Genomic DNA, 22998 nt, shown 5'->3' with positions numbered 1-22998 from the left:
AGCTTAGCTAAAATTTGCAATATAACAGGCACAAATTATGATCAAATTATCATAATCTCTCGGTACAATATAACATTGGGATGAAAAGACAATGACTTATGTCACATTCACGAATTGAATTGGGCAGGAATTCATGTCATCAAATGTTACAATTTCATAGTTCGAAGGATCACTTTTAACATTGCGTAACAATTGATTATTCAATGCATGTCCTGACTTGTAACCATCGAATTTTGCTATGATTTGATGTCCTAGCAGGTATAAATCGCCGACCGCATCTAAGATTTTATGGCGCACAAATTCATCGGCAAAACGCAAACCTTCTTCATTCACGATACCTTTTTCGTCTAAACCAATGGCATTGTCTAAGCTCGCACCCAAAGCTAAATTATTCGATTTGAGATAATCCAAATCTTTCATAAAGCCAAAAGTTCGCGCTTCACTGACTTCATAGACAAATGTTTCAGTTGAAAAGTCAATTGTTGCGGACTGGTATTCTTTGGCAAATGCGGGGTGATCAAAATCAATGGTAAAGTTCAGTTGAAAACCTTCATGCGGTGTAAAGATCGCACGTTTGTCATCAATGAATGCTTCAACCGGTTTTAAAATTTTGACGAATTTCTTTGGCGCATCTTGCTCCACCAACTCACCTTGCATAAGGAGGTAAATGAAAGGACCGGCACTGCCGTCCATGATCGGCACTTCTGAAGCAGAGACTTCAATGATCAAATTATCGATGCCCAAACCTGCAATCGCACTCATCACATGTTCAATGGTGCCGACTTTGGCATTTTCTTGAACCAAGTTAGAACACATAAAGGCTTCTTGAATCAGCATCGCGTTGGCAGGAATATCCACCGGTGGATTGAGATCAATACGACGGAATACAATGCCCCCATCAGCCACATGCGGTACAAAATTAATCAGTACTTTTTGCCCACTGTGTAATCCGATACCACTCGCTTTCACGACTCGTTTCAGGGTGCGTTGTTTCAACATAGGGCTTTGATCATCAGCAAAATTCCGCTATACGTTAGCACATTTAGCCATTGATAAAAAACAAAAAGGTGGCGTTTTCACGCCACCTTTTTCCGATTTCATTTATTGTTTTTCAGAATAAATTACTTACGTTGTTGATTTTTCAAATAATCTTGAATGCTCATTGGTGCAGAACGTGGCGACGCTGTTGGTGCTGCAACAGGTGCTTCAGTGTTTTGACGCTTGCTGATTGCAGGTACATCATCTTCTTCAAGCACTGCATTTTGAGCCGGTTGTTGATAGCTTTGAGTCGATGAACTCACCGGCGCACGGCGTTTCACTTCTGCTTCATTGGCATTACGTGTCAAACCGGTTGCAATCACAGTAACACGGATTTCATCACGGGCATCTTGGTCAAATACAGTACCGAAGAACACTTCACCTTCATCCAAGTCAACAATTTGATTGACCACATCGGTGATGATTTCAGTTTCACGTAAGGTAATATCTGCACCACCGGTAATGTTAATCAACACACCTTTGGCGTTCATGATATTTACATTATCAAGCAGTGGACTGCGAATCGCTAAACGTGCAGCTTCTTCTGCACGATCAGGACCACTGCTCTTGCCTTCACCCATCATTGCATAACCACGGGTACTCATCGCAGTTTTCAAATCGGCGAAGTCAAGGTTAATATGACCTGGACGAACCACTAGATCGAAGATACTCCGTACAGCGCTGAGCAATACATCATCGGCTTTGCGGTAGGCATCTTGCATTGAAATATCACCATACACGCTGAGTAAGCGTTGGTTTGGAATGATAATCAATGAATCTACATGCGCTTCTAACGCTTCAATGCCTTTTTCAGCCGAACGTTGACGACGACGACCTTCAAAGTTAAATGGCGTGGTCACAACACCCACGGTTAAAATACCCATTTCTTGAGCAATTTCAGCGACAACAGGGGCTGCACCGGTACCGGTACCACCACCCATACCTGCAGTGACGAACACCATGTCCGCACCTTCAAGGTGCTGACGAATCAATTCACGGCTTTCTTCAGCAGCAATTTGACCCACATCAGGATTGGCACCTGCACCTAGACCACGGGTACTTTGTTGGCCCAATTGGATTTTAAATGGGGCATTCATGCGATCGAGCGCTTGCTTGTCTGTATTCGCACAAACAAATTTCACACCTTGGATGTCAGATTGCACCATGTGCTGCACGGCATTACCACCACCGCCACCAACACCAAACACAGTAAAACGGGCTTGACCGTTGTTATCGGTTTGTTCATCTTCTAAAAATTCAAATGAAGCCATGACCTTAAAATTTCCTAATAAATATGGCAGTCACTTAAGCCCGTATACTGCCTTGATCTACAATAATAAAATAAAAATTGTTTTTAGGATGCTTGGCATTGCAGGTCTTGTCAAGCACATGAAGATGCGCTTACAAGTTGCTAACAAGATTCCCAAAAAAATTAAACCTAAAAAATGCCTTTTAATTTGTTATTTAATGCATTCCATCCACTGATCACTCGGTCAAACATTGGTCGCTTGCCTTTTTCTTCAGGTTCTTCAACCGACTCTTGCAATTCGCTTTGACTAAATAGAAGTAAACCGGTGGCTGTTGCGTACATTGAACGACGTAATGCCGGTAAGTGTTGATCATCTGCGTACACTTGTAAAGGCGGATTACCTAAATGTGCCGAAACACCGAGTATACGTCGAGATAAGGTCACCATACCTTCAATTTGACAGACATCTCCACTTAATACCACACCATGATACAAACTTTGTAAGGCACCACGCTCTTCAAGCACTTCACGCACCATACCCAAAATTTCTTCATAACGGGCAATGATGATTTCTGAAAGTTCAATCCGACTGATGGATTGTGGTCCATCAATCGTTTCAAACTCGATCATGTGTTCAGGTTTGACCTGATGCAGATCCACACAGCCATAAAGCAGTTTTAAACGCTCCGCTTCTTCAGTGGTGGTTTGTAATACCGCTGCAATATCACGGGTGACATTTTCACCACCCCGTTGAATGGTATGTGCAAGCACTAAATGCCCTTCAATATACACAGCGATATTGGTAGTGCCTGCACCGATGTCGAGTAAGCAAACGCCGTACTCTTTTTCATCTTTCAGCAATGAGCCTTCAGCCGTCGCTAAACAAGAGACCACCATCTTTTCAACGAAAATGTTGGCACCTTTCATGGCACGGTCTAAGTTCTGCATGGTACTGATTGGTAGCATCATCAATTGATAATGTGCAGTCATGCTATTGGCAGAGAGATTGATCGGATTGTGCACCCATTCTGGTGAATCATCCAATTCAAAGCCCAACGGTACGGCACTGGCCAAATAATGATCCAAAGTCATATGACTGGCTTTAGCAAGCTCTAAAGCACGTACCACTTCTGTGGTCGTGATCGTACGTTCAGGATTTGAAATTGGGGTACGGCCTGTCGCATAAAAACTTTGTAGCTCAGTACTTGGTATCGACACCCATGCTGAATGAACACGGCACTCGGCCATGTCTTCGGCTTCTTGAACGGCATTTTTGATGGCACTAATGACTTTATCTAGGCTGACAATTTTGCCTTTATTCATGCCTTTATTGCGTGCGCTCGCCATACCAATCACCTGAATATTATCAGGGGCATGCACTTTACCAATTAGAACTGAAACTTTATGTGTCCCAATGTCTATCGCAACAACTGAGGGAACAGCTTCATTCATCTTTCAATACCACTTTCTTCATTGTTTAGTTGGCTTAAATGCCTCTTTATCAGCTCATTATTATGGCTGTGCGGCTGTTGCATTTGCAACGACTGCATCATTTACCGGAACCACAAACTGACCATTGACTATTCTTGGTGGTGCTGATTTTTTCCATTGCAGTGCCAATCCATTTCGATAGCGTAAATCTACCGCAGATATTTTAGGCCACACTGTTTTTAAGTCGGTTTGTGCCAAATGACTCAGACGCTGCAGTTTACTCATGGTCTGATCCTGATCCACAATAATACGTAAACCGGAATCAAACTGCATAAACCATGTCCGACGATCTGTTAAATACAATTCTTTCAAACGTAGCTGAGCAGGATGAAAGAGTTGATTGATTTCATTATAACGTCGCATCATGACCTTAGACTGATCTAAAGGTCCATGCAGTAATGGTAAAGATGCGTGATTCTTTGCAACCGCTTCAGAATACACATCTCCCTCATCACTGAGCAATCGCCCTGTCCCCCAGCGTGCAATCGGGTGACGCGGCATAACTCTCACTCGAATGCCATTCGGCCAAGCACGTGAAACCACCACGCGATCAACCCATGACACTTCAAGGGTTCTATCTCGAATCTGCTCTAAGTCTGAAGTGAAATAATTGTCTTTCACCACAGGGCTTAAATGGGTCATCAACTGCTGTTTTTCAACAGCAGAACCTGTCCCAACCACTTCCAAAGTCGCCACTTTTGCATCGGTAATCACACGATATGCTGCATAGATACCGGATAAAAGCACCAGAAAAGCAAAGATCAATAACAGCCATCCACCCGCAACCAGCATTTTCTCTTTGCGGGTGGGTGGCTTTTCATGAATCGATGTAATTGCCGCTCGTTTACGGCGCATTGACGCTGGAAGCTGTGCCATAAATTAATGCGTATCTTTTGCTAAGGTTTGTTCCAAAATGGCAACACATAATTCATCAAAACTATAGCCCACCGCTTGTGCAGCCTTAGGCACCAAAGAATGACTGGTCATGCCTGGCACGGTATTCACCTCTAACAACCAGAAATTGCCTTGTTCATCTTGCATGGCATCAATACGTCCCCAACCACTCGCACCCACCGCTTGGAATGCTCGGGTACATACTTCCTGTAATTGTTTTTCTTCTTCAGGCGTTAAACCACATGGAATACCATATTCCACATCATTGCGGTTGTATTTTGCTTCATAGTCATAAAAAGCAACGTCTGCAGGGGGTTGCAAACGAATCACCGGTAAAGCCTGACCATTTAAAAATGAAATGGTAAATTCACGACCTGTGATCCACTTTTCAGCCATCACCACCGCATCATGTTGAGTTGCTTTGGCAATTGCTTCTGCTAAATCTTCGGCTTTTTCAACCTTACTCATGCCGACACTCGAGCCTTCATGTACAGGTTTAATAATTAAGGGTAAATCCAATGCTTCAACCACGTCAGCGACATTGGTTTGTTGCGTCACAATGCGATACGGCGCTGTCGGTAATTCAGATCCTTGCCAAATTTGCTTGGTTTTGACTTTGTCCATCCCAATCGCAGAGCCTTGTACACCTGTACCGGTGTAGGGAATATTCATCCACTCCAAGGTGCCCTGAATTTGACCATCTTCACCACCACGACCATGCAATACGATGAATGCACGATCATATTGAACAAGTTCTGTAACGCTGCGCTCTTGCGGATCAAATGCTTCTGCATTTACCCCTGAACGTACCAATGCTTCAAGTACCGCTTTACCACTATCTAACGAAACCTCACGCTCAGCAGATTTACCACCAAGCAATACAGCAACTTTGCCGAATTTAGAAGCATTTGACACGTTTATATCCTTAAACTTTAAAATGGGTCAATCTAACAAATCACGATCCGTGATTATTTCAAATACAGTTGGTTTTGAGCCAATTCTACTGAAATCGCTCCCACGTTACCTGCACCTTGTGTTAATAACAAGTCATTTGCTTGTAACACTTTTTGTAGCGCATTTTGGAGGTTGCCGTCTACTGGATCGATTAAGATCGGCTCGACATCACCACGTAAACGAATACTGCGCGCTAAGCTACGACTGTCCGCACCCACGATTGGCTTTTCACCTGCGGCATAGACTTCTAAAAGCAACAATTGATCCACTTGTGACAACACATCAACAAAGTCATCGAAGCAGTCACGGGTACGGCTGTAACGATGCGGTTGGAACATCATCACCAAACGACGCTCAGGATGACTGGCACGTGCCGCTTTAATGGTCGCTTCCACTTCTTTAGGATGGTGACCATAGTCATCCACCAATTTCACTGTACCTTCGCCGAGTTCAAATTCGCCTTGAACTTGGAAACGACGACCGACACCGCTAAAGCTTTCCAATGCACGTGCAATCGCAGCATCTGACACACCTTCATCGGTGGCAATGCCAATGGCAGCCAATGCATTTAGGATGTTATGTAGACCTGGCATGTTAATGGTCAATGGCAAAGGCTCTTTACCTTTACGCAATACCGTGAAATGCGACTGCATGCCTTCTTGTTTGACATCGATCGCACGAATATCGTTGTCTTCATTGAAACCATAGGTCAAAACTGGACGACCGATGCGTGGCATGATTTCACGAATATTGGCATCATCGCCACAGACCACAGCCAAACCATAAAATGGAAGCTTTTGCAGGAACTGAACAAAGGTATCTTTTAAGGTATCAAAACTACCGCCATAGGTGTCCATATGGTCAGCATCGATATTGGTCACAATCGCGGCCATTGGCTCTAAATATAAGAATGACGCATCTGACTCATCAGCTTCAGCCACGATAAAACGACTCGCACCCAATGCAGCATTCACACCTGAGCGATTCAGCAATCCACCAATCACATAGGTCGGATCCAAATTTTCTTCCGCCAACATACAGGTCACTAGACTTGTGGTGGTCGTTTTACCGTGTGTGCCTGCAACCGCGATACCGTGACGGTAACGCATCAGTTCACCGAGCATTTCAGCACGACGCACTACAGGAATACGCTGTTCGATCGCCGCTTTAATTTCCAGATTTTCCGTATCAATCGCGGTCGATACTACAATCACATTGGCACCTTCAATGTTTTCAGCCGCGTGACCGATGTACACCTGAATGCCATTTTGCTCAAGTTGTTGCGTGGTTTTAGACGCTTTAATATCTGAACCCGAGACTTTGTAGCCTTGGTTCTTTAACACTTCGGCAATACCACACATCCCCGCGCCCCCAATCCCAATAAAATGGATATGTTTGATACGGCGCATTTCAGGAATTTTAATTAAATTTTTTGCTTTATCTGCTGGGCTTGCTGGAGACATAATCTACTCTAAAATCTTACAAATCTTGAATTAAACTAACCACATGCTGGGTAGCATTGGGTTGCGCTTGTTGACGTGCTTTGATCGCCATATTTTTGAGTACTGAACGATCCATCAACGGTGTTAATAATGCAGCTAAATGATCAGGTGTCATGCTGGACTGAGGGCAAATTTGCGCAGCACCACTATTGACTAAAAACTTAGCATTGGCCGTTTGGTGATCGTCCACCGCACTGGGTAAAGGCACAAACACCGCAGCGACACCGGCTGTTGCCACTTCAGTCACCGTCAGTGCCCCTGCACGACAAATAATTAAATCGGCATTGGCATAGGCTTTTGCCATATCTTCAATAAAGGGTTGCACCTGCACCTTTAACGTAGAAGGTGCATTTTCATAATTCTGTTGAGTAGTGTCTTGTTTGTTCTGACCACATTGATGAAATACTTCAAGCGCAATGTTGAGTTGTTTTAAAGCTTGAGGAATATTTTCATTCAAGGCCTGTGCACCGAGTGATCCACCGACGATTAAAATCTGTAAAGGTTGATTCGCATCCATACGTGCTTGATAACGCACAGCAGGATCGGCAATCGCCGTAATTTCAGCACGTACGGGATTACCTGTGGTGACAACTTTTGAGCTTACAGGAAAGGCATTGGGAAAAGCCTGACACACCACTTTTGCTACACGAGACAATTGGGTATTGGTAAAGCCTGCGACTGCATTTTGTTCATGAATAATTACAGGTATGCCCAGCAATCGTGCGGCTAAACCACCGGGGCCTGCCACATAACCGCCAAAACCTGCCACCGCATCTACCTTGAGCTGTTTCATATAGCGCATTGCGCTAAAGGTTGCTTTTAAAATTTTAAAGGGAGCAGCTAACTTACGCACTAAACCATTGCCACGCACGCCTTGAATATCAATTTGATAAATAGGAATGTCATGCTGTTTGAGAAGTCGGTTTTCCATACCTGAAGGCGTGGCCAACCAAGACACTTGACAACCTTCTTGTTGCAATTGTTTAGCGACAGCAAGCGCTGGGAAAACATGGCCACCGGTCCCTGCCGCCATCATCATGACGTGTTTCGGTGCTTTTTGCGAAGTATTGGTCACAGTGTTATTTCTTCAAGTCAGAGTCAATTAAAGCGTATTTTCAAACAACAATTGTAATCACAAACAGATATTGGGAAAAGTTTATTTACTTTTTTTCACCAATCATTTCATTGTTTTTTTCGGCATTCTGCAAAGTTTAAACTAGTTTTGTCATTTACTGAGAAAAATTAAGCTTATTTTGCAGTATATCGAAGTAATATTTTCGATTTTTAAGCCATATACATACAAAAAGAGCCCACTCTCGGGCCCTTCTCATAAAACATCATTTAGCTATTTACTACGAATTACCGCTGGATCCGTTGCGATGCGCTGTCCAACGTTTTTCCAAGGATTATTACGCTGATATTTCTGCTCTAAAAAATCTAAGCTTTTCCAATACAAAGGCACTAAGCGTCGATTCACAACAGGTAAAGATAAGGGATTCAAACCCACCCAAGGTAAAAATGGATTACGCCGCGCATAGGCCCAAAGTTCTATCCGCATCGATTCTCCACTGGATTTTCCACGTGCATGAAATCCATAAGTATCTGCAATCACTAAAGTATTAGATTTGACTGCAAATGCTTGAGGTGTTCCATATCCCATGGTTTTTAATTCATCTTCACTGACACGAAATGAACCCCGGCGTGTCATCGCATGAGTTTTCGCATTAATACCCAGTGCGGTGTTATGTTCCCATGCAAGCCGTGCATCATTGACTTTATGTGAACCCGGCACATACACAAACGGTCCTTGATCTTCTGCAACATCGCTTAAGAATAACCAGGCTTTTACGCTGGGGTGAAAAGTATCACTGTGCAAACTGGTTTGTGGATCTGGGCGCGCCTTACGCACATGCGACAGAATCACTTGTACGTAATACATCGGCTGCACCTTAAAACTACCGACATAATTAATCAGATGTTGCCAATCTAGACGCTCTAGCAATGCTTTGGTAACCGGTACACGCTTTAATGCTTTGTCATCTAAAGCCATTCGTCTGGTTACCGTATCCCCTTGTAAAGTTTCACGGGTATCAAACTGCGTATTCAACAGCTCATGCTTTAATTTTTGAAATTCTTCATCTGCTAAAAAATTTTCTTTCAGAATAAAGCCATTTTCCTGAAACTGCGCAACATCTTCAGCATCAATAAATTGTGCTAAATAGTGGCGACGTTTTTGTGCCAAATCTGCAGCTGTTTTAACGCGAAAACGATGCAAACCCAATGCATTGAAAACAGGATTTCCGATAATTGAATGGCTTTCGAAAGATTTAGCTTCACTCCAGACAGTACAAGCATCACGGACCGTTTGTAGCGGTTTTTGCTGAAACATACTTTTCAGTTCAGACCAGACACGTTGCTGTGATTCTTCTGGCATAAAAGATTTCAGCTTTTTTAGATCAAATTTCATTGAGACTTGACCTTAGCCACGACCCGCTTCTAAAACGTCGAATAAATCGTCCGCAATAGAGGTTCCAAATTGAGCGTCAATTTCACGGATACAGGTTGGACTGGTCACGTTAATTTCAGTCACATATTCTCCAATCACATCAAGCCCAACAAAGACCAAACCTTTTTCTTTTAAGAATGGACCTACTTTGGCGGCAATGGCTTTGTCATTTTCCGTCAATGGGCGCGCTTCACCTAAACCACCTGCGGCCAAGTTACCACGAACTTCACCATTTTGTGGAATCCGTGCCAAACAGTAGGGTACAGGCTCACCATTGACCATCAGAATGCGTTTATCACCATCAACAATTTCAGGAATATAACGCTGTGCCATAATCGGCTGTGTCCCATTATTGGTTAAAATTTCAATGGTTGAACCAATGTTTACCCCATCTTGATATAGACGGAAAATCCCCATTCCACCCATGCCATCAAGCGGCTTCACAATCACATCGCCATGCTCTTTGAGGAATTCACGAATCAAGCTTTGCTGTGAAGTCACCAGTGTAGGCACTTGAAGTTCAGGGAACTGGGTTGCAAACAGTTTTTCATTACAGTCACGTAGGCTTTGTGGCTTATTAATAATCCACGCACCTTCACGTTCTGCTTGTTCCAAAATATAGGTGGTATACACAAAGTTCATATCAAAAGGCGGATCTTTACGCATGAGCACCACATCATAGGCTGCGATCGATTCTTTGTTTTTTTCACCCAATTCGTAATAGTGGTTATAGTCTTCAAATACTTTCAGCGGTGAAATCAAACCGAAGGCTTTGCCTTGGTCGATATATAAATCTTCTTGTAACGCATAACCCAATTCATGCCCACGACGCGCTGCTGCCCAAAGCATCGCCATAGACGAATCTTTTTTGAGATTTACATTTTCGATGGGATCCATCACCACAAGTACGCGCATGTTTTTGCTCTATCTATTTTTAGCTTGGCAAAAGTATAACGGAGTTTAATTGTTGTTTATTCTCAATTTTGGTAAAGCTTATGGAATACTCGAATTTCCTCTGATATTGAAGCTAAATCGTGCAACAAAGCAATATTGGGTTTCTTTTAGATATACAAGCGCGCAAGGGTGCGGATTGAGCGTGTGATGACCAACATAGGCATAATCCCTATTGGCAAAATCGCCTCTAAGGCATGATAGAGCAAGTTCGTGAAGACATTTGGGGATATCTCTAGACTATGCAATTTGTCAGCACAAAAATTCAATCAGTTTTAGCGTCATGAGGATCTGACAAATGCATTAAATAGTGGGATGCCAAATGTGGATGATTAGGCAAATCTAACTTGAGTCGACAGCCTAGTATATTTGGTTTTAGCGCATAAAAACTGATTTCAGCTTGTGTTGAAATGGGACGACCAATAAAAAAATCAGTGTCTTCTAAACTAAGACAAAACCGTTCAGCATAGCTCTGATCCAAATAGCCAATCGTAATATCTTCAACCAGCACTTTAATTATATAACGATGATGACTTTGTGCAGGCATGCGTTGAATCAGCGCCGCTCTTTGCACAGGCTGTTGCGATGATTTCAGCATTAATTCATTGATCAATTTAAATTGCGCAGACTTATTCATCGCAACCGCGATGCTATAGCTTCCTGTTGTTTTAAAGGAATAAGGATGCTGTCTAAAATAAACATCACGCTCTATTTGGTAGCGTTGCCATCGACGCTGATCAAGTTGCTTGAGAAAGAAAAATCCAAGCGCAATGCCAACAATCATAAAAATTAAAATGTACATTGCAACCTAAATCCAAAACAACATGAGATGGAACTCAACCAAGAACAGTCACTCATTATTGAATTAAAATATTGATAATGAATTCAGCTATAGATTTTACATGATAAGCTCAAATTTTAATGAGAAATTTCTTCAATACCTTTGACCAATGGGTTACTTAACTTTTAGCCCCCCACCAATCGTGTCGCATAACCACCCGTGTGCCCTCAAAAATATCACGACGATTTTTAAATGTTCTCAATGTCTATTTTTTAAAATCAATCCAACATGCAATAAAGATAGAATTTAAGTTTAGAAATAATCAGTAAAATGTACATTCAATAAAAAATTGAAAATAAAAAAATTCCATTCAACCTTATTTACTTATATTAAAGTCAATTAATTTTAAAGACTTACAAATTACTTTAACAAATTTAAATTAATAATTTACAAAAATTAATTCATTGATTACAAGGCTTATCAATAGATCGCTAATTAAAAATATATCAACAACAGAACAAGTTAAAAAAATCAATTAAGGTATTTACTGAAGTGCAATTTTTTAAATCATGTTTCATGGTTTATAAAAACGAATTAAAAATTTTATTACATTTTATTCTAAGAAAAAGAGGAATCATATGAAAATTGCTTTAATTGGTGCAACAGGCATGGCAGGTTCACGTATTTTAGAAGAATTGGTTTCTCGTGGTCATTATGTCAAAGCCATTGCACGTCAAACCCATAAAGTACCAGAAACCAAATTGGTGATGACTGAGGATATTGACCTCAATGATCATGATGCATTAGTGGCTGCCCTGAAGGGACAAGATGCAGTCATCAGTGCGGTACGTTTTCAGGGACTCGATGTTAATGCACTGCTCAACGCGATCCGAGATTCAAAAGTAAAACGCTATCTTGTTGTCGGGGGTGCGGGAAGTTTAAATGTACCTAATCAAAACGTGCGTGTGATTGATACTGAAGATTTTCCTGAAGCGTATAAAGCTGAGGCTGAAGCAGGAATTAACTTCTTAGACAAACTTAAACAAGTCGATGATATTGATTGGACTTTTATCTCTCCTGCTGCTGAATTTGGACCAGGGAAACGTACTGGAGAATTCCGCTTAGGTAAAGATGAACTGGTTGTGAACAAAGAAGGCAGTAAAATTTCTGCGGAAGATTTTGCGATTGCACTGTGTGATGAGCTAAAAAACAACAATCATATTCAACAACGTTTTAGTGTGGGCTACTAAGTCTATTGATGTTGAATCAATTGCATCAACCCTAAAAAAAGGAAGCTCAGGCTTCCTTTTTTATATCAAACGGTTTAAATACCATATTTCAAACGATACGCTTCCATTTTTGCTAAAGCGTCTTGATCGCCTTTAGCAGCCAAGTAATCCATTAAATCTTTCATGTTAATTAATGCATGTACTGGAATCTCAAGCTCTTGTTGTACCTCTTGAATGGCAGATAGGTTTCCTTGACCTTTTTCTTGACGATCAAGCGCAACCAATACACCCGCAATCGTCGCACCGGCATTTTTTAGAATAGTCACGACTTCACGAATCGCAGTACCTGCTGTAATCACATCATCAATGATCCAAACTTTTTTCCCTGCAACCGAAGCACCGACTAGAACACCGCCTTCGCCATGATCTTTGGCTTCTTTACGGTTAAAGCCCCAAGGCACGCTTACCCCATGATTTTGCGACAACGCTACTGCGGTTGCGGCAACAAACGGAATCCCTTTGTAGGCTGGTCCAAAAATCACTTCAACATCATTGCATTGAGTCAATTGATCTGCATAACCTGAAGCCAAAACACTTAAAGCTTCCCCATCATTGAGCAAGCCTGCGTTAAAAAAATAAGGACTCACTCGACCTGATTTTAAAGTAAACTCACCAAATTTAAGCACACCGCGTGATAACGCAAGTTCGATAAAAGCTTGAGGGTTAAACTGAGCTGGCGAAGTCATATGGTGCTCCTAATTTTCATAATGAGAGGTTATGACTGCGCATGATACCAAAGAGTAGCTATCCAAGTGATCAAAAAATTCTTCGTGTCGTTTCAATAAATGTGAATGGCTTACGTTCATCTGTCACCAAGGGACTACTGGAGTGGTTGGAACAGTCTGAAGCCGATGTCATTTGTATGCAAGAAAGTCGGATTACCCATGCGCAATGGACTGAAAAATTCCGTCCTGAAGGTTGGTATACCCATTTGTTCCCTGCTGAACGACCAGGCTATGCCGGCACTGCTATTTATAGCCGATTACCCTTCCTTTCAGTTCAAGATGGCTTAGGCTTTGAATTGGCAGACTCTCAAGGTCGCTTTATTTCCGCTGAATTTGATTTAGGCTTAGGTAAATCTGCACATATCTGTTCGTTGTACCTACCTTCAGGCTCTTCTGGCGATGAAGCGCAAGCCCGTAAAGATCATTTCTTAGCAGAATATACCAACGTGCTCAAACAATGGCGTGATGAAGATAAGTCGGTGATTGTGTGTGGTGACTATAATATCGTGCATAAACGCATTGATATTAAAAATTGGTCAGGCAACCAAAAAGCATCAGGCTGCTTACCGCATGAACGTGCATGGTTAGATCATATTTATGATGATTTGGGTTATGTCGATACGTTCCGTGAAGTACGTAAAGATGCCGAAGTGTACTCTTGGTGGTCAAATCGAGGGCAAGCACGAGCAAAAAACGTTGGCTGGCGGATTGATTACCATGCGTGTTCACCAGATTGGAAAGAACGTACCTTAAATGCTTGGGTATATAAAGAAACTTGGTTTAGTGACCATGCGCCTGTGATCATTGATTACAAAATTTGATTAAAAAACAATGCTTATTGAGTGAACAATTGTTTACTCAATATACGCATATTGCTCACAAAACTTGTCGTGTTTAGGTATTTTTATTTCCCTTATATCTCGGCATTATGGTCGCACGGCACAGGGACATGTCAGGATGACAAATAAGGATTGGACGCCGTAGGATGAAAAGAAAATAAATCTAGATTTATTTTCCAAGGATGAACGACATTGGACGTTGAATTGAGACCCGCATAATCAGGATGATTTGATGCGGGTTTTCTCTTTCTATATATCCTCATTTTTCGACTTCATCATCGCCTTTCATCAACACTAGGCTTCAATCACAGTTCTTTACTGTGCTTGTATCTCTTCAACCCATCCCCAAAAAATCATTTATTGTTAAGTCTTTATCTTGTTTTATATATTATTTTTATCTGCTCTTTTGCATTTTTTAATTTTTATTCTGGTTTTGATCATATTCTTCTTTCTCTTCATCTTTTTGTTTTAGCTTTTTTACTGGTTTAATTTTTTTAACTTGTTCATTTTGAATGAAGCTTTTTTGTTTTTTGAATCTGATTTTCTCATGCTCGGTCTGCTGTTTCCTACTGGTTTGATTATGTCCTGTGTTTCTTTCATATTGATGACAATACACTGCATTTTTAAAAATATTTAATCATTTATTCAGATTTACTTTTCAGCTTGTTTATTGAGATATTCATGTTCGAGCTAAGGATTTTTTTTGTTACTCTTTAGCCCATTATTTCATTCAAAATTTAGGTCTTTAAATGTTAAAAATTTACGGTATTAAAAATTGTAGTTCGATGAAGAAAGCCTTTGATTTACTCAATGCATTGGGCTTGGCTTATGAATTTCATGATTATAAAAAACAAGGGATTGATGCAGAAACACTAAAAAAATGGCTCGATGAAGCCGGAGCAGAGCTAATTTTAAATAAAAAAGGCACCACGTGGAAAAAACTGACTGAAGAAGAACAAAGCAATGCCTTGGCAAGTGAAGACAATCTAATTCAAACTTTAATTACACACACCAGCATGATCAAACGTCCGGTACTGGTGACTGAAAAAGGTTTAATGGTCGGTTTTGATGAAGCACGTTATCAGACTTTAAAATAAACATGCTCAAATAGCAGGTTTAAAATCCATATTGAGTGGGTCAAAAACGCTAAGCTGAAGTAAGTGATATAGACCTAAAAAAGCCGAGTTCAACTCGGCTTTTTTATAATCTTTGATAGGCTAAAACTGAGTTGGCAAGAACTTAGTTTGCACGAACCCAAGTTTGGTTACGACCCAATGCTGCCACACCTACGAAACCGCGTAGTTCGAGTTTCTTGCCACCATCCGCAAGTTTGCCTTTTAATTTATAAGTCTTACCCGATTTAGGATCAAGAATAGTACCGCCCTCGTAAGCGCCACCGACATTTTTAAGACCATTAACGATGTTGACACCTTTTAATGGTTTGTTGTGGTACGTGCCTTCGCATTTTTTACATGCATTCTCTTCACCCGGAGTCAGTACACTTTGAATGCTTGCACTGAGAGATCCATCTTTTTGCTCAGTGAACTTTACCAATGCTTTAGGTTGTTTGGTTTGATCATCAATTGTTTTCCAAACAGTACCATTGAGTGGATCGGCTGCATGTGCAAAAACAGCAGTCGCCAACAATCCTAACGCTAGAGTCATTTTTTTCATTTTTTTGATTTCCCTTGTCATTCTTGACATTTATATTATTAAAAATTGATAACAATTAAGCAATTTTTGAATGTGACTATTTGGTGTAACCTTGTATAACACCTGTGCAAATAATAAGCAATATGGAACAATAATGAAGATAAATCCACTTCTGAAACAATATATTACAGAGTCAATTTTAAAGACCAGTTTCCGCTTTCCAAGTCGTTTAAATCTGCCGCCAACCGCATTACGCATTGCACTTGAACAGTTCACCAAAATTTTACCGCAACCGAAAAATGTCGAATTTAAATCCTTACGTATTGCAGGTATTCGCGCTGAGGAAATCAAGCCCAAGCCTGAAACCACGCAATTAATTTTTCATATTCATGGCGGGGCTTTTTTTCTCGGTTCTCTCAAGACCCATCGTGCTTTTTTAAGTGAAATTGCACTCCGTACTCAAATGCAGATCTTGCACATAGATTACCCACTCTCCCCTGAACAGCGCTATCCTGATGTCGGTGATGCGATTTATGACGTCTATCAGATGTTGCTTGACCAAGGGGTGCTTCCTAAAGACATTATTGTTTCAGGGGATTCCTGTGGTGCTAATCTTGCCTTGGCATTGGCCTTACGTTTAAAACAAGAAGATCCCAAACAACTGCCCAGTGGCTTGGTGCTGATGTCGCCTTTTCTGGATTTGACTCTCACCAGTGAATCACTGCGTTATAACGCCAAACACGATGCCTTACTTTCCATTGAAGCACTAGAAACCGGGATTAATTACTATGTGCCTAAAAATATTGATAAATCTCTGCCTGAAATCTCGCCACTTTATGGTGACTTAAAAGGTTTACCTCCGACACTCGTACAAATCGGCTCTAAAGAAATTTTACTGGATGATGCCACTCGCTTTAATGAAAAAGCCAAAGAAGCCGGTGTAGAGGTCACTTATAAACTGTATACCGGCATGTGGCATAATTTCCAAATGTTTAGCCCATGGTTTGTTGAAGCTAAACAAGCCTTGGCTGATTTGGCTGAATTTGCCAATAAATTAGATGAAACCTAAGTTTTGTATCAACATGCTATTTTGAATTAAACAAATACATTTTTCGAAATATCTAAAAATGAGCTCCGGCTCATTTTTTATTTCATATCCTGGCAATGATTGAGCCTAACTTGTTGTGACCAATCAACGCTCTGAACTTTTAAAAGTGTTGCATAGACTCATCGTTCATTCATCGTAAAATTGGCAGCAAAAGATCGATTTCAGCACACTCTTGAATATTAAGTTTATGCAATTCAATCTTTTAGACTGCATTAAAATTGAACCAAATTTTTAAAATGTTTATATTTAAAGTGCAAAACAATAAGTCATAAAAACCATATCCATCACATAGGCTGTAGCTCGAATGAGAAAAACAATTTACTCGGAGAGACGTCGTCGTATCCATGCATTTTTTAGACGGACTTTAAAACAGTCATTGGTCTATCAATGGTTGACCAAGAATCATAAAATTCTACCTGCGCATGCAGACCCTTTAACCGGTATCTATAATCAGTTTGGGATTAATACCTACTTAAAAGAATTACAGCCTCAAACTCATTCACATTATGCGATCGTACTGTTAAACATTGATAATTTTAAAGAGATTCAAATTAGCTACGGTCTTAAAGCGGCTGAAAAGGCGCTGATCAAAACCGCTTCGATCTTAACCGATAACATCCGTGATACCGATTTGGTGGGTAAATACGGTGAACATGAATTTATTTTAATTTTAAGCCAAATCGATTTAGACAACGCCAATGGTGTAGCCAAACGTTGCCTCGATTTAATTCAATCCACAACCATTCACTATGCGCAGCACGCCATTCAAATGAGTGCCAGTTGTGGTGTGTCTGCATCGCATGAAAATTTGCTCAGTGACCGCGTATTGCAATATGCAGATCGTGCTTTGTTCTTAGCCAAAGCCTGTGGCATGAACCAGCTGCGTGATGAGCGTGCCATTTTTAGTTAATTAAAATCTGCATTCGCTGAGCCTTTAGTGTTTTCTACACTCCATCTTGAAGCGATGACCTTTGCTCAAGATGGATTTTTTATTTGCATCGATTTGGCGACACTCACAATCTTTTGTAATTGAACATTGAGTTAGCGAAATAGTCCATCCATTAAAGTGTTGATGCATCAGCCGGTGCGGTTCGATAGCGTTCTTGTGAAGCTAAAAATAGGTGTTCTTTCTTGGCAGCGTCGATCCATTTTTTTACCGCAGGCACAGCCAGAATAGTATTCATATATTGTTTGGCATTGTCTGAAACCGGTAAGCCATAAGTCACAAAGCGCATCACCACTGGAGCATAAAAAGCATCGGCAATGGTAAAATGATCCCCACTTAAAAAGCTATTGGCATGGGGGCGATCGGCCCAAATCTGTTGAATCCGTTTAACATCAGCCTGTAATTGCGGATGTTCATTCCACAGTGACTGCCCCACCTCTTGTAAATCCGCTTCGATATTCATACCGCATAGGGTGCGTAGGGTTTGAAAACTGCTGTGCATTTCCGCGCATATTGCACGCGCTTCCGTACGTTGTTGGATGCCTAGTGGCCACAATGGTTTTGCTGGATTCTGTTCTGCTAAGTATTCACATATGGCCAAAGAATCCCAAATCACAAAATCTTCATCAACCAAAGTCGGGACTTTGCCTGTCGGACTGATTTGGGTCATTTTCATTTTAAACGGTTGGTCGGCTTTAAACTCATCAAAAGGAATCAGTTTTTCATCAAAGGGAATACCAAAATGTTGCAACACCAACCATGGACGCATCGACCATGAAGAATAATTTTTATTGCCGATATATAGTTTCATCACAATGATGCCCTCCTATTCTTATTCATTTTTGATCTTTATTTAAAATGATTCATGCTCCATTCTCGCACGAATTTAGCTTTGCTTTATTGTCGAATCGTTTCATATCTACAAAAAAAAGAGCAACTTAAAGTCACTCTTTTTCAATCATTTTACTTAAACGCTTCTAGAACAAGAATGCCGCACCCAAGCCACCTTTGTAGCTTTTGTCTTGTCCTTCTAAATTCACACCCACGCTTGCATCGAATTGTACGCGGTCATTCAAAGCATAGATTAAACCTGTGCCCAAAGCATACTCATTGTCTTGATGTTCTTGTTTGCGATACACCAATTCAGAATAGCCTGATAAATTACCTTTGATTTTATAACCCAAAGTTGGCACTGCGGTAATTGCCCAATCACCATCTTGGACTTCATAGAACATGCTGATACCGGTGTTCACGGTATCATTAAAAGCATAATCCACCGATGAGCCTAAAGTATAAATTTCTTCATCTTCAGTAAATTGACCATCACCTGTCGCAATCAAAGCTTGAGCCAACACCGCCCAAGTCAATTTTTCATCTTGTAGATCAATCGCATGTTTGATCCCAACGGTGATGTCACCGACACCATCATCATCGGTACTATGACCATGAACTTTGCTTTGGGTCCATGCTGGACCTTGCCAGCCCAGTTGCAGTTCCGTGTTCTTGCCAATCCCAGTGCGGAACAGCATGTCGGCGTTTAAGTTCCAAGTTTTGACCTTGGCACCATCTTCCGCGCTTGACTCGGTATAGCTTGCCGTGGGTAAAGCTTGTTCCCATGCCAATTTGCCAACAGGGGTAATACCTGTACTAAAACCTGTACCTGGACGGTCAAAGGAAAAGTCTGCTGCCATCGCTTGCATACCCATGCATGCGATACACATTACACCCAGTTGTTTTAATTTTGTCATGAGAACCCACTTAAATTATGTTGTTTCTTTGGTCATCTTCGCGCCACGACTACGGAGCAATTCCAAAGTTTGTTTTTCTTCAGGCAATGCCTGAGACCAATCAATGGTATCAAACTCACAGTCGAAAAATAAGTCACTAATTGAGCTTAAAATGGTTTTTCCTTCATCATCTTTCATGTTCGGATCAACATTGTGATCGAGTAAGCGTTGAACTGCCGGTACACATGCTGCACTTGCTGCATCCCAAAGTGGACCATAGCATTCTTCAGCATCCCACAAATGGAAGTTGGCTTTGGCTGCAATTAGCGCATCTAAAATATCCAAATGCACTTGTAAGTCTTGCTGTTTTTCTTGTTCGGTGAGCAATTGACCCGATTCATGCGCTTCACAAATTTTTTCCCACCATTTAAACAATTGATCAGACCATACCGACACTGCAGGTCCTTTTTCAGGATCAATAAAATTTGGATCAAGACCCTCTGCCAACAGGCGTTGAACCTGTGCAAGGTCCAGTTCTTCTAAAGCCTGTAAAAACACTTGTTGTTGTGCGTTCAGCATGTCGATCTCTCATAATGAATCAAATATTGAATGGAATATTATGCCGAATTATTGCTGAGGTGTTTGACTTAAATGACGGAACGCCTGCTGATGGCACTAAATACTGCACATTGAAAAGGCTTCTACGCAGTGGATAAACAATTACTCTTCATCATTTGCGTATTATTCGCCATAAAAAAAGCCCCGTAGGGCTTTTTAACATTAGGCTTGATCTGCATCCACATCCGCAAATTCGAGCGGTCCACCACGTGGATTTTCTTTCTTCTCAAACACATGCTCAAGGCTGCGTTTTAAACGGTCAATCGCACCATGAATCGCGGTATCGATATTATGACCTTTATGATTGACCACTACCGGTTTGAGTCCTGCTGGACGGGCTTCGATCATACAACGGATATCATCCGGCCCGCCTTTGACCCCGTTTTCATCACTGAAATGTACAGAAAAATGAGTAATTTTTTCGGTATGTCGTTGGAATTCTGCGTTCAGTTCTGCACGAACATAAGTAATTAAGCGTTCACTGTTTGGAATATTTTTATCTGTACGGATTTCAATGTTCATAAATATCATCCTCTTTCTTTATCTGAATCATTTTTGTGCAAAACTTATTATCTTGGCACGTTTGTCGCTTACTGATTACATCGCATGAACCATCTTCAATCTTGTCTGGAGTATCTCCTTATCATTGAATGATGAACACTTTTGAGTCTGCAGATTCGTGTCCTTATACTTTGAATATCGGGCTTAACACAGAATTATGCAAGCAGTATTTTAAAAAATTTATAAAAGGATAACCCATTGTGACAAGCGCTTACTTACGTGGTCAGGAGCTGATTGAAAGCATTCAAAGTACCCCTTATTCACGTGATTTAATTGGCTATCATGGACAAACCCCTGATCCTAAATGGCCCAACGAAGCACGTGTCGCGGTTCAATTTGTGTTGAACTATGAGGAAGGCGGTGAAAATCATGTTGAGCATGGTGATTTGAGTTCAGAGCAGTTTTTATCTGAGATTGTCGGGGCTGCCAGTTTTAATGCCAAACATATGTCGATGGACTCTATGTATGAATATGGCTCACGTGCAGGGTTTTGGCGCATTCATCAAGAGTTTAAGAAGCGTGGACTACCTATGACCATTTTTGGGGTGGGCATGGCCTTGGCACGTAACCCCTATGTGGTGCAAGCGATTAAAGACGCAGACTACGATGTGGTATCACATGGACAACGTTGGTTGCACTATCAAAACATCGATATAGACACTGAACGTCAGCATATGGACCAAGCCATCAGCGTGCTTGAAGCCTTATTTGGCAAAGCGCCGATTGGCTGGTACACCGGACGGGACAGCCCGAACACGCGTCAACTTTTGGCAGAGTTTCCACAGATTCAATATGACTGTGACTACTATGGTGATGACTTGCCGTTTTGGAGCAGTCTGACCAATGCACAAGGTCAAACCCGTCCGCATCTGATTATTCCCTATACCCTCGACACCAATGACATGAAATTCAGTTCGGCTGGCGGTTTTAATCATGCAGAACAGTTTTATCAGTATTTGAAAGATGCTTTTGATGTGCTGTATGCCGAGGGTGAAACCGCACCGAAAATGCTATCGATTGGCATGCATTGCCGTCTTTTAGGGCGACCTGCGCGTTTTAAAGCACTGCAAAAATTCCTCGATTATGTCCAGTCGCATGAAAAAGTGTGGATTTGCCGTCGTGGCGATATTGCAGCGCATTGGCAGCAAAATTTTGCACCATAATCAATCAAATCAAGTAGTTTGATATCAACTATAGAGCACATTTTTGTGCTCTTTTTTTATTCAGCCCTTGCAAGCATGACTAAAATGGATTTTGGCATCCTTATTGCAATTTATGCTCTATGTTTTTTTGATTTTAGGGTTAATTGTGTTGCTTTCCGAATTTAATCTGGCTGATGTTGATCGTATCCAAAGCTTGTTGAAACACTGCGTACATATTGAGCGTTGGGCTGAGGAGATTACCCAGCGACGTCCTTATGGTTCACCTGCCGATTTGATGGCTTATGCAGAACAATGCGCCAAAACATGGCAATGGGATGAAATTTTAGCTGCCTTAAATACTCATCCAAGGATTGGCGAAAAGAAAGCGCAATCTGACTTGAGTGCCAAAGAACAAGCCTTTTCCAGTCGTGAGCAAGCCAATTTATCGCAAGACCAAGACACTTTAAATGCCATTTATCAAGGCAATGTGGCCTATGAAAAAAAATATGGCTTTATTTTCTTAATCAAAGCTTCTGGGCTCGATAGTCAACAGATTCTGACTGCACTGAATTATCGCCTTACCAATGATAGAAAGACTGAACAGCGCATTGTGCACCAGCAACTCTCAGAAATCGCTTTATTACGTTTATCACAGGAAGTGAACACATGATCAGTACCCATATTTTAGATACCCATTTAGGTAAACCTGCACATGATGTGGTGGTTCAACTTTTTGATGCCAACAATCAGCTTTTGGCTGAATCTAAAACCAATGCAGATGGTCGTATCAGTGATTTTCATTTGAATGAATATCAGATGGGTAATTACAGTTTGGCTTTTTACACGGCAGCGTATTTTCAAGGCTTGGGTTTACCCACCTTTTTCCCCAAAGCCGTGATTCATTTTTCAATTGCCGATACTGCTCAGCATTACCACATTCCGTTGTTGATTAGCCCCTTTGCCTACTCGACCTATCGAGGCAGTTAAGTGCCCTGTTTAGTGGACTGATCCAAAGCACATGAAT

General features: G+C 41.3%; 24 protein-coding genes. 8 read left to right on the top strand and 16 right to left on the bottom strand.

What is annotated here, in order from left to right; genetic code table 11:
• Positions 1-96 precede the first annotated feature (96 nt).
• The 10 genes from lpxC to G8D99_RS00745 all read right to left on the bottom strand — a co-directional run bounded on the left by lpxC (position 97) and on the right by G8D99_RS00745 (position 11387).
• Positions 97-999, bottom strand: a complete 903-nt coding sequence (lpxC, locus tag G8D99_RS00790) for a UDP-3-O-acyl-N-acetylglucosamine deacetylase (protein WP_166321724.1) — start codon at positions 997-999, stop codon at positions 97-99.
• Between the two features lie 122 nt (positions 1000-1121).
• Positions 1122-2309 (bottom strand): cell division protein FtsZ, encoded by a 1188-nt coding sequence (gene ftsZ / locus G8D99_RS00785; protein ID WP_166321722.1) that lies wholly within the window; start codon positions 2307-2309, stop codon positions 1122-1124.
• A 167-nt stretch (positions 2310-2476) separates the two neighbouring features.
• The gene (gene ftsA, locus G8D99_RS00780) at positions 2477-3739 is read right to left on the bottom strand and encodes a cell division protein FtsA (protein ID WP_166321720.1); all 1263 of its coding nucleotides are present in this window, start codon (positions 3737-3739) and stop codon (positions 2477-2479) included.
• A gap of 60 nt (positions 3740-3799) precedes the next feature.
• The gene (locus G8D99_RS00775; RefSeq protein ID WP_166321718.1) at positions 3800-4654 is read right to left on the bottom strand and encodes a cell division protein FtsQ/DivIB; all 855 of its coding nucleotides are present in this window, start codon (positions 4652-4654) and stop codon (positions 3800-3802) included.
• 3 nt (positions 4655-4657) lie between these two features.
• A complete protein-coding gene (locus G8D99_RS00770; RefSeq protein WP_166321716.1) occupies positions 4658-5587 on the bottom strand; it encodes a D-alanine--D-alanine ligase in 930 nt (309 codons plus the stop codon).
• A gap of 53 nt (positions 5588-5640) precedes the next feature.
• The gene (murC, locus tag G8D99_RS00765) at positions 5641-7089 is read right to left on the bottom strand and encodes a UDP-N-acetylmuramate--L-alanine ligase (protein WP_166321714.1); all 1449 of its coding nucleotides are present in this window, start codon (positions 7087-7089) and stop codon (positions 5641-5643) included.
• Positions 7090-7105: 16 nt separating this feature from the next.
• Positions 7106-8203, bottom strand: coding sequence for an undecaprenyldiphospho-muramoylpentapeptide beta-N-acetylglucosaminyltransferase (gene murG, locus G8D99_RS00760; RefSeq protein ID WP_166321712.1), 1098 nt, complete (start codon positions 8201-8203; stop codon positions 7106-7108).
• A 270-nt stretch (positions 8204-8473) separates the two neighbouring features.
• Positions 8474-9595, bottom strand: a complete 1122-nt coding sequence (locus tag G8D99_RS00755) for a phytanoyl-CoA dioxygenase family protein (RefSeq protein WP_166321710.1) — start codon at positions 9593-9595, stop codon at positions 8474-8476.
• 12 nt (positions 9596-9607) lie between these two features.
• Positions 9608-10549, bottom strand: a complete 942-nt coding sequence (gene gshB, locus G8D99_RS00750) for a glutathione synthase (RefSeq protein WP_166321708.1) — start codon at positions 10547-10549, stop codon at positions 9608-9610.
• Positions 10550-10850: 301 nt separating this feature from the next.
• Positions 10851-11387 carry a hypothetical protein gene (locus G8D99_RS00745; protein WP_166321706.1) on the bottom strand — a complete coding sequence of 179 codons (537 nt, stop codon included), beginning with the start codon at positions 11385-11387 and terminating at the stop codon, positions 10851-10853.
• Positions 11388-12004: 617 nt separating this feature from the next.
• Here G8D99_RS00745 and G8D99_RS00740 point away from each other — a divergent pair.
• On the top strand, positions 12005-12616 hold the full coding sequence (locus G8D99_RS00740; RefSeq protein WP_166321704.1) for an NAD(P)-dependent oxidoreductase: 612 nt from the start codon (positions 12005-12007) through the stop codon (positions 12614-12616).
• 74 nt (positions 12617-12690) lie between these two features.
• On the opposite strand, the gene pyrE is transcribed toward G8D99_RS00740, so the two are convergent.
• On the bottom strand, positions 12691-13341 hold the full coding sequence (gene pyrE, locus G8D99_RS00735; protein WP_166321702.1) for an orotate phosphoribosyltransferase: 651 nt from the start codon (positions 13339-13341) through the stop codon (positions 12691-12693).
• A gap of 41 nt (positions 13342-13382) precedes the next feature.
• Between pyrE and G8D99_RS00730 the strand changes: the two genes are divergently transcribed.
• Positions 13383-14201, top strand: coding sequence for an exodeoxyribonuclease III (locus G8D99_RS00730; protein ID WP_166321700.1), 819 nt, complete (start codon positions 13383-13385; stop codon positions 14199-14201).
• Between the two features lie 767 nt (positions 14202-14968).
• Positions 14969-15316 carry a Spx/MgsR family RNA polymerase-binding regulatory protein gene (locus G8D99_RS00725; RefSeq protein WP_166321698.1) on the top strand — a complete coding sequence of 116 codons (348 nt, stop codon included), beginning with the start codon at positions 14969-14971 and terminating at the stop codon, positions 15314-15316.
• Between the two features lie 142 nt (positions 15317-15458).
• On the opposite strand, the gene G8D99_RS00720 is transcribed toward G8D99_RS00725, so the two are convergent.
• Positions 15459-15893 (bottom strand): DUF2147 domain-containing protein, encoded by a 435-nt coding sequence (locus tag G8D99_RS00720; RefSeq protein ID WP_166321696.1) that lies wholly within the window; start codon positions 15891-15893, stop codon positions 15459-15461.
• Positions 15894-16026: 133 nt separating this feature from the next.
• Between G8D99_RS00720 and G8D99_RS00715 the strand changes: the two genes are divergently transcribed.
• Together G8D99_RS00715 and G8D99_RS00710 are read left to right on the top strand one after the other, a co-directional pair.
• The gene (locus G8D99_RS00715) at positions 16027-16941 is read left to right on the top strand and encodes an alpha/beta hydrolase (RefSeq protein ID WP_166321694.1); all 915 of its coding nucleotides are present in this window, start codon (positions 16027-16029) and stop codon (positions 16939-16941) included.
• Between the two features lie 343 nt (positions 16942-17284).
• Positions 17285-17890, top strand: coding sequence for a diguanylate cyclase domain-containing protein (locus tag G8D99_RS00710; protein ID WP_166321692.1), 606 nt, complete (start codon positions 17285-17287; stop codon positions 17888-17890).
• A 151-nt stretch (positions 17891-18041) separates the two neighbouring features.
• On the opposite strand, the gene G8D99_RS00705 is transcribed toward G8D99_RS00710, so the two are convergent.
• From G8D99_RS00705 to G8D99_RS00690, 4 genes are all read right to left on the bottom strand, one after another.
• Positions 18042-18740, bottom strand: a complete 699-nt coding sequence (locus tag G8D99_RS00705; RefSeq protein ID WP_171522746.1) for a glutathione S-transferase family protein — start codon at positions 18738-18740, stop codon at positions 18042-18044.
• A 163-nt stretch (positions 18741-18903) separates the two neighbouring features.
• Entirely contained in the window at positions 18904-19674 is a 771-nt protein-coding gene (locus tag G8D99_RS00700) for a transporter (protein WP_166321690.1), read from the bottom strand.
• Positions 19675-19689: 15 nt separating this feature from the next.
• Entirely contained in the window at positions 19690-20232 is a 543-nt protein-coding gene (locus G8D99_RS00695) for an ankyrin repeat domain-containing protein (protein WP_166321688.1), read from the bottom strand.
• A 201-nt stretch (positions 20233-20433) separates the two neighbouring features.
• Positions 20434-20793 (bottom strand): HPF/RaiA family ribosome-associated protein, encoded by a 360-nt coding sequence (locus G8D99_RS00690; RefSeq protein ID WP_196782893.1) that lies wholly within the window; start codon positions 20791-20793, stop codon positions 20434-20436.
• 239 nt (positions 20794-21032) lie between these two features.
• Between G8D99_RS00690 and puuE the strand changes: the two genes are divergently transcribed.
• From puuE to uraH, 3 genes are all read left to right on the top strand, one after another.
• On the top strand, positions 21033-21995 hold the full coding sequence (puuE, locus tag G8D99_RS00685; protein ID WP_166321684.1) for an allantoinase PuuE: 963 nt from the start codon (positions 21033-21035) through the stop codon (positions 21993-21995).
• Between the two features lie 145 nt (positions 21996-22140).
• Positions 22141-22644: a 2-oxo-4-hydroxy-4-carboxy-5-ureidoimidazoline decarboxylase gene (gene uraD / locus G8D99_RS00680; protein WP_166321682.1), complete on the top strand. Its 504-nt coding sequence runs from the start codon at positions 22141-22143 to the stop codon at positions 22642-22644.
• The gene (gene uraH / locus G8D99_RS00675) at positions 22641-22961 is read left to right on the top strand and encodes a hydroxyisourate hydrolase (RefSeq protein WP_166321680.1); all 321 of its coding nucleotides are present in this window, start codon (positions 22641-22643) and stop codon (positions 22959-22961) included. Before uraD ends, uraH begins: the two co-directional genes overlap by 4 nt.
• The last annotated feature ends 37 nt before the right edge of the window (positions 22962-22998 follow it).

Source organism: Acinetobacter lanii, from assembly GCF_011578285.1.
Taxonomy (GTDB): domain Bacteria; phylum Pseudomonadota; class Gammaproteobacteria; order Pseudomonadales; family Moraxellaceae; genus Acinetobacter; species Acinetobacter lanii.
Note: the sequence above shows the minus strand (reverse complement) of the source record. Positions and strands in the feature narration are given on the sequence as shown.

Coding starts and splice junctions, on each gene's coding strand:
- lpxC (WP_166321724.1), bottom strand. CDS start 999: ATGTTGAAACAACGCACCCTGAAACGAGTCGTGAAAGCGAGTGGTATC.
- ftsZ (WP_166321722.1), bottom strand. CDS start 2,309: ATGGCTTCATTTGAATTTTTAGAAGATGAACAAACCGATAACAACGGT.
- ftsA (WP_166321720.1), bottom strand. CDS start 3,739: ATGAATGAAGCTGTTCCCTCAGTTGTTGCGATAGACATTGGGACACAT.
- G8D99_RS00775 (WP_166321718.1), bottom strand. CDS start 4,654: ATGGCACAGCTTCCAGCGTCAATGCGCCGTAAACGAGCGGCAATTACA.
- murC (WP_166321714.1), bottom strand. CDS start 7,089: ATGTCTCCAGCAAGCCCAGCAGATAAAGCAAAAAATTTAATTAAAATT.
- G8D99_RS00755 (WP_166321710.1), bottom strand. CDS start 9,595: ATGAAATTTGATCTAAAAAAGCTGAAATCTTTTATGCCAGAAGAATCA.
- gshB (WP_166321708.1), bottom strand. CDS start 10,549: ATGCGCGTACTTGTGGTGATGGATCCCATCGAAAATGTAAATCTCAAA.
- G8D99_RS00745 (WP_166321706.1), bottom strand. CDS start 11,387: ATGTACATTTTAATTTTTATGATTGTTGGCATTGCGCTTGGATTTTTC.
- G8D99_RS00740 (WP_166321704.1), top strand. CDS start 12,005: ATGAAAATTGCTTTAATTGGTGCAACAGGCATGGCAGGTTCACGTATT.
- pyrE (WP_166321702.1), bottom strand. CDS start 13,341: ATGACTTCGCCAGCTCAGTTTAACCCTCAAGCTTTTATCGAACTTGCG.
- G8D99_RS00730 (WP_166321700.1), top strand. CDS start 13,383: ATGATACCAAAGAGTAGCTATCCAAGTGATCAAAAAATTCTTCGTGTC.
- G8D99_RS00725 (WP_166321698.1), top strand. CDS start 14,969: ATGTTAAAAATTTACGGTATTAAAAATTGTAGTTCGATGAAGAAAGCC.
- G8D99_RS00720 (WP_166321696.1), bottom strand. CDS start 15,893: ATGAAAAAAATGACTCTAGCGTTAGGATTGTTGGCGACTGCTGTTTTT.
- G8D99_RS00715 (WP_166321694.1), top strand. CDS start 16,027: ATGAAGATAAATCCACTTCTGAAACAATATATTACAGAGTCAATTTTA.
- G8D99_RS00710 (WP_166321692.1), top strand. CDS start 17,285: ATGAGAAAAACAATTTACTCGGAGAGACGTCGTCGTATCCATGCATTT.
- G8D99_RS00700 (WP_166321690.1), bottom strand. CDS start 19,674: ATGACAAAATTAAAACAACTGGGTGTAATGTGTATCGCATGCATGGGT.
- G8D99_RS00695 (WP_166321688.1), bottom strand. CDS start 20,232: ATGCTGAACGCACAACAACAAGTGTTTTTACAGGCTTTAGAAGAACTG.
- G8D99_RS00690 (WP_196782893.1), bottom strand. CDS start 20,793: ATGAACATTGAAATCCGTACAGATAAAAATATTCCAAACAGTGAACGC.
- uraH (WP_166321680.1), top strand. CDS start 22,641: ATGATCAGTACCCATATTTTAGATACCCATTTAGGTAAACCTGCACAT.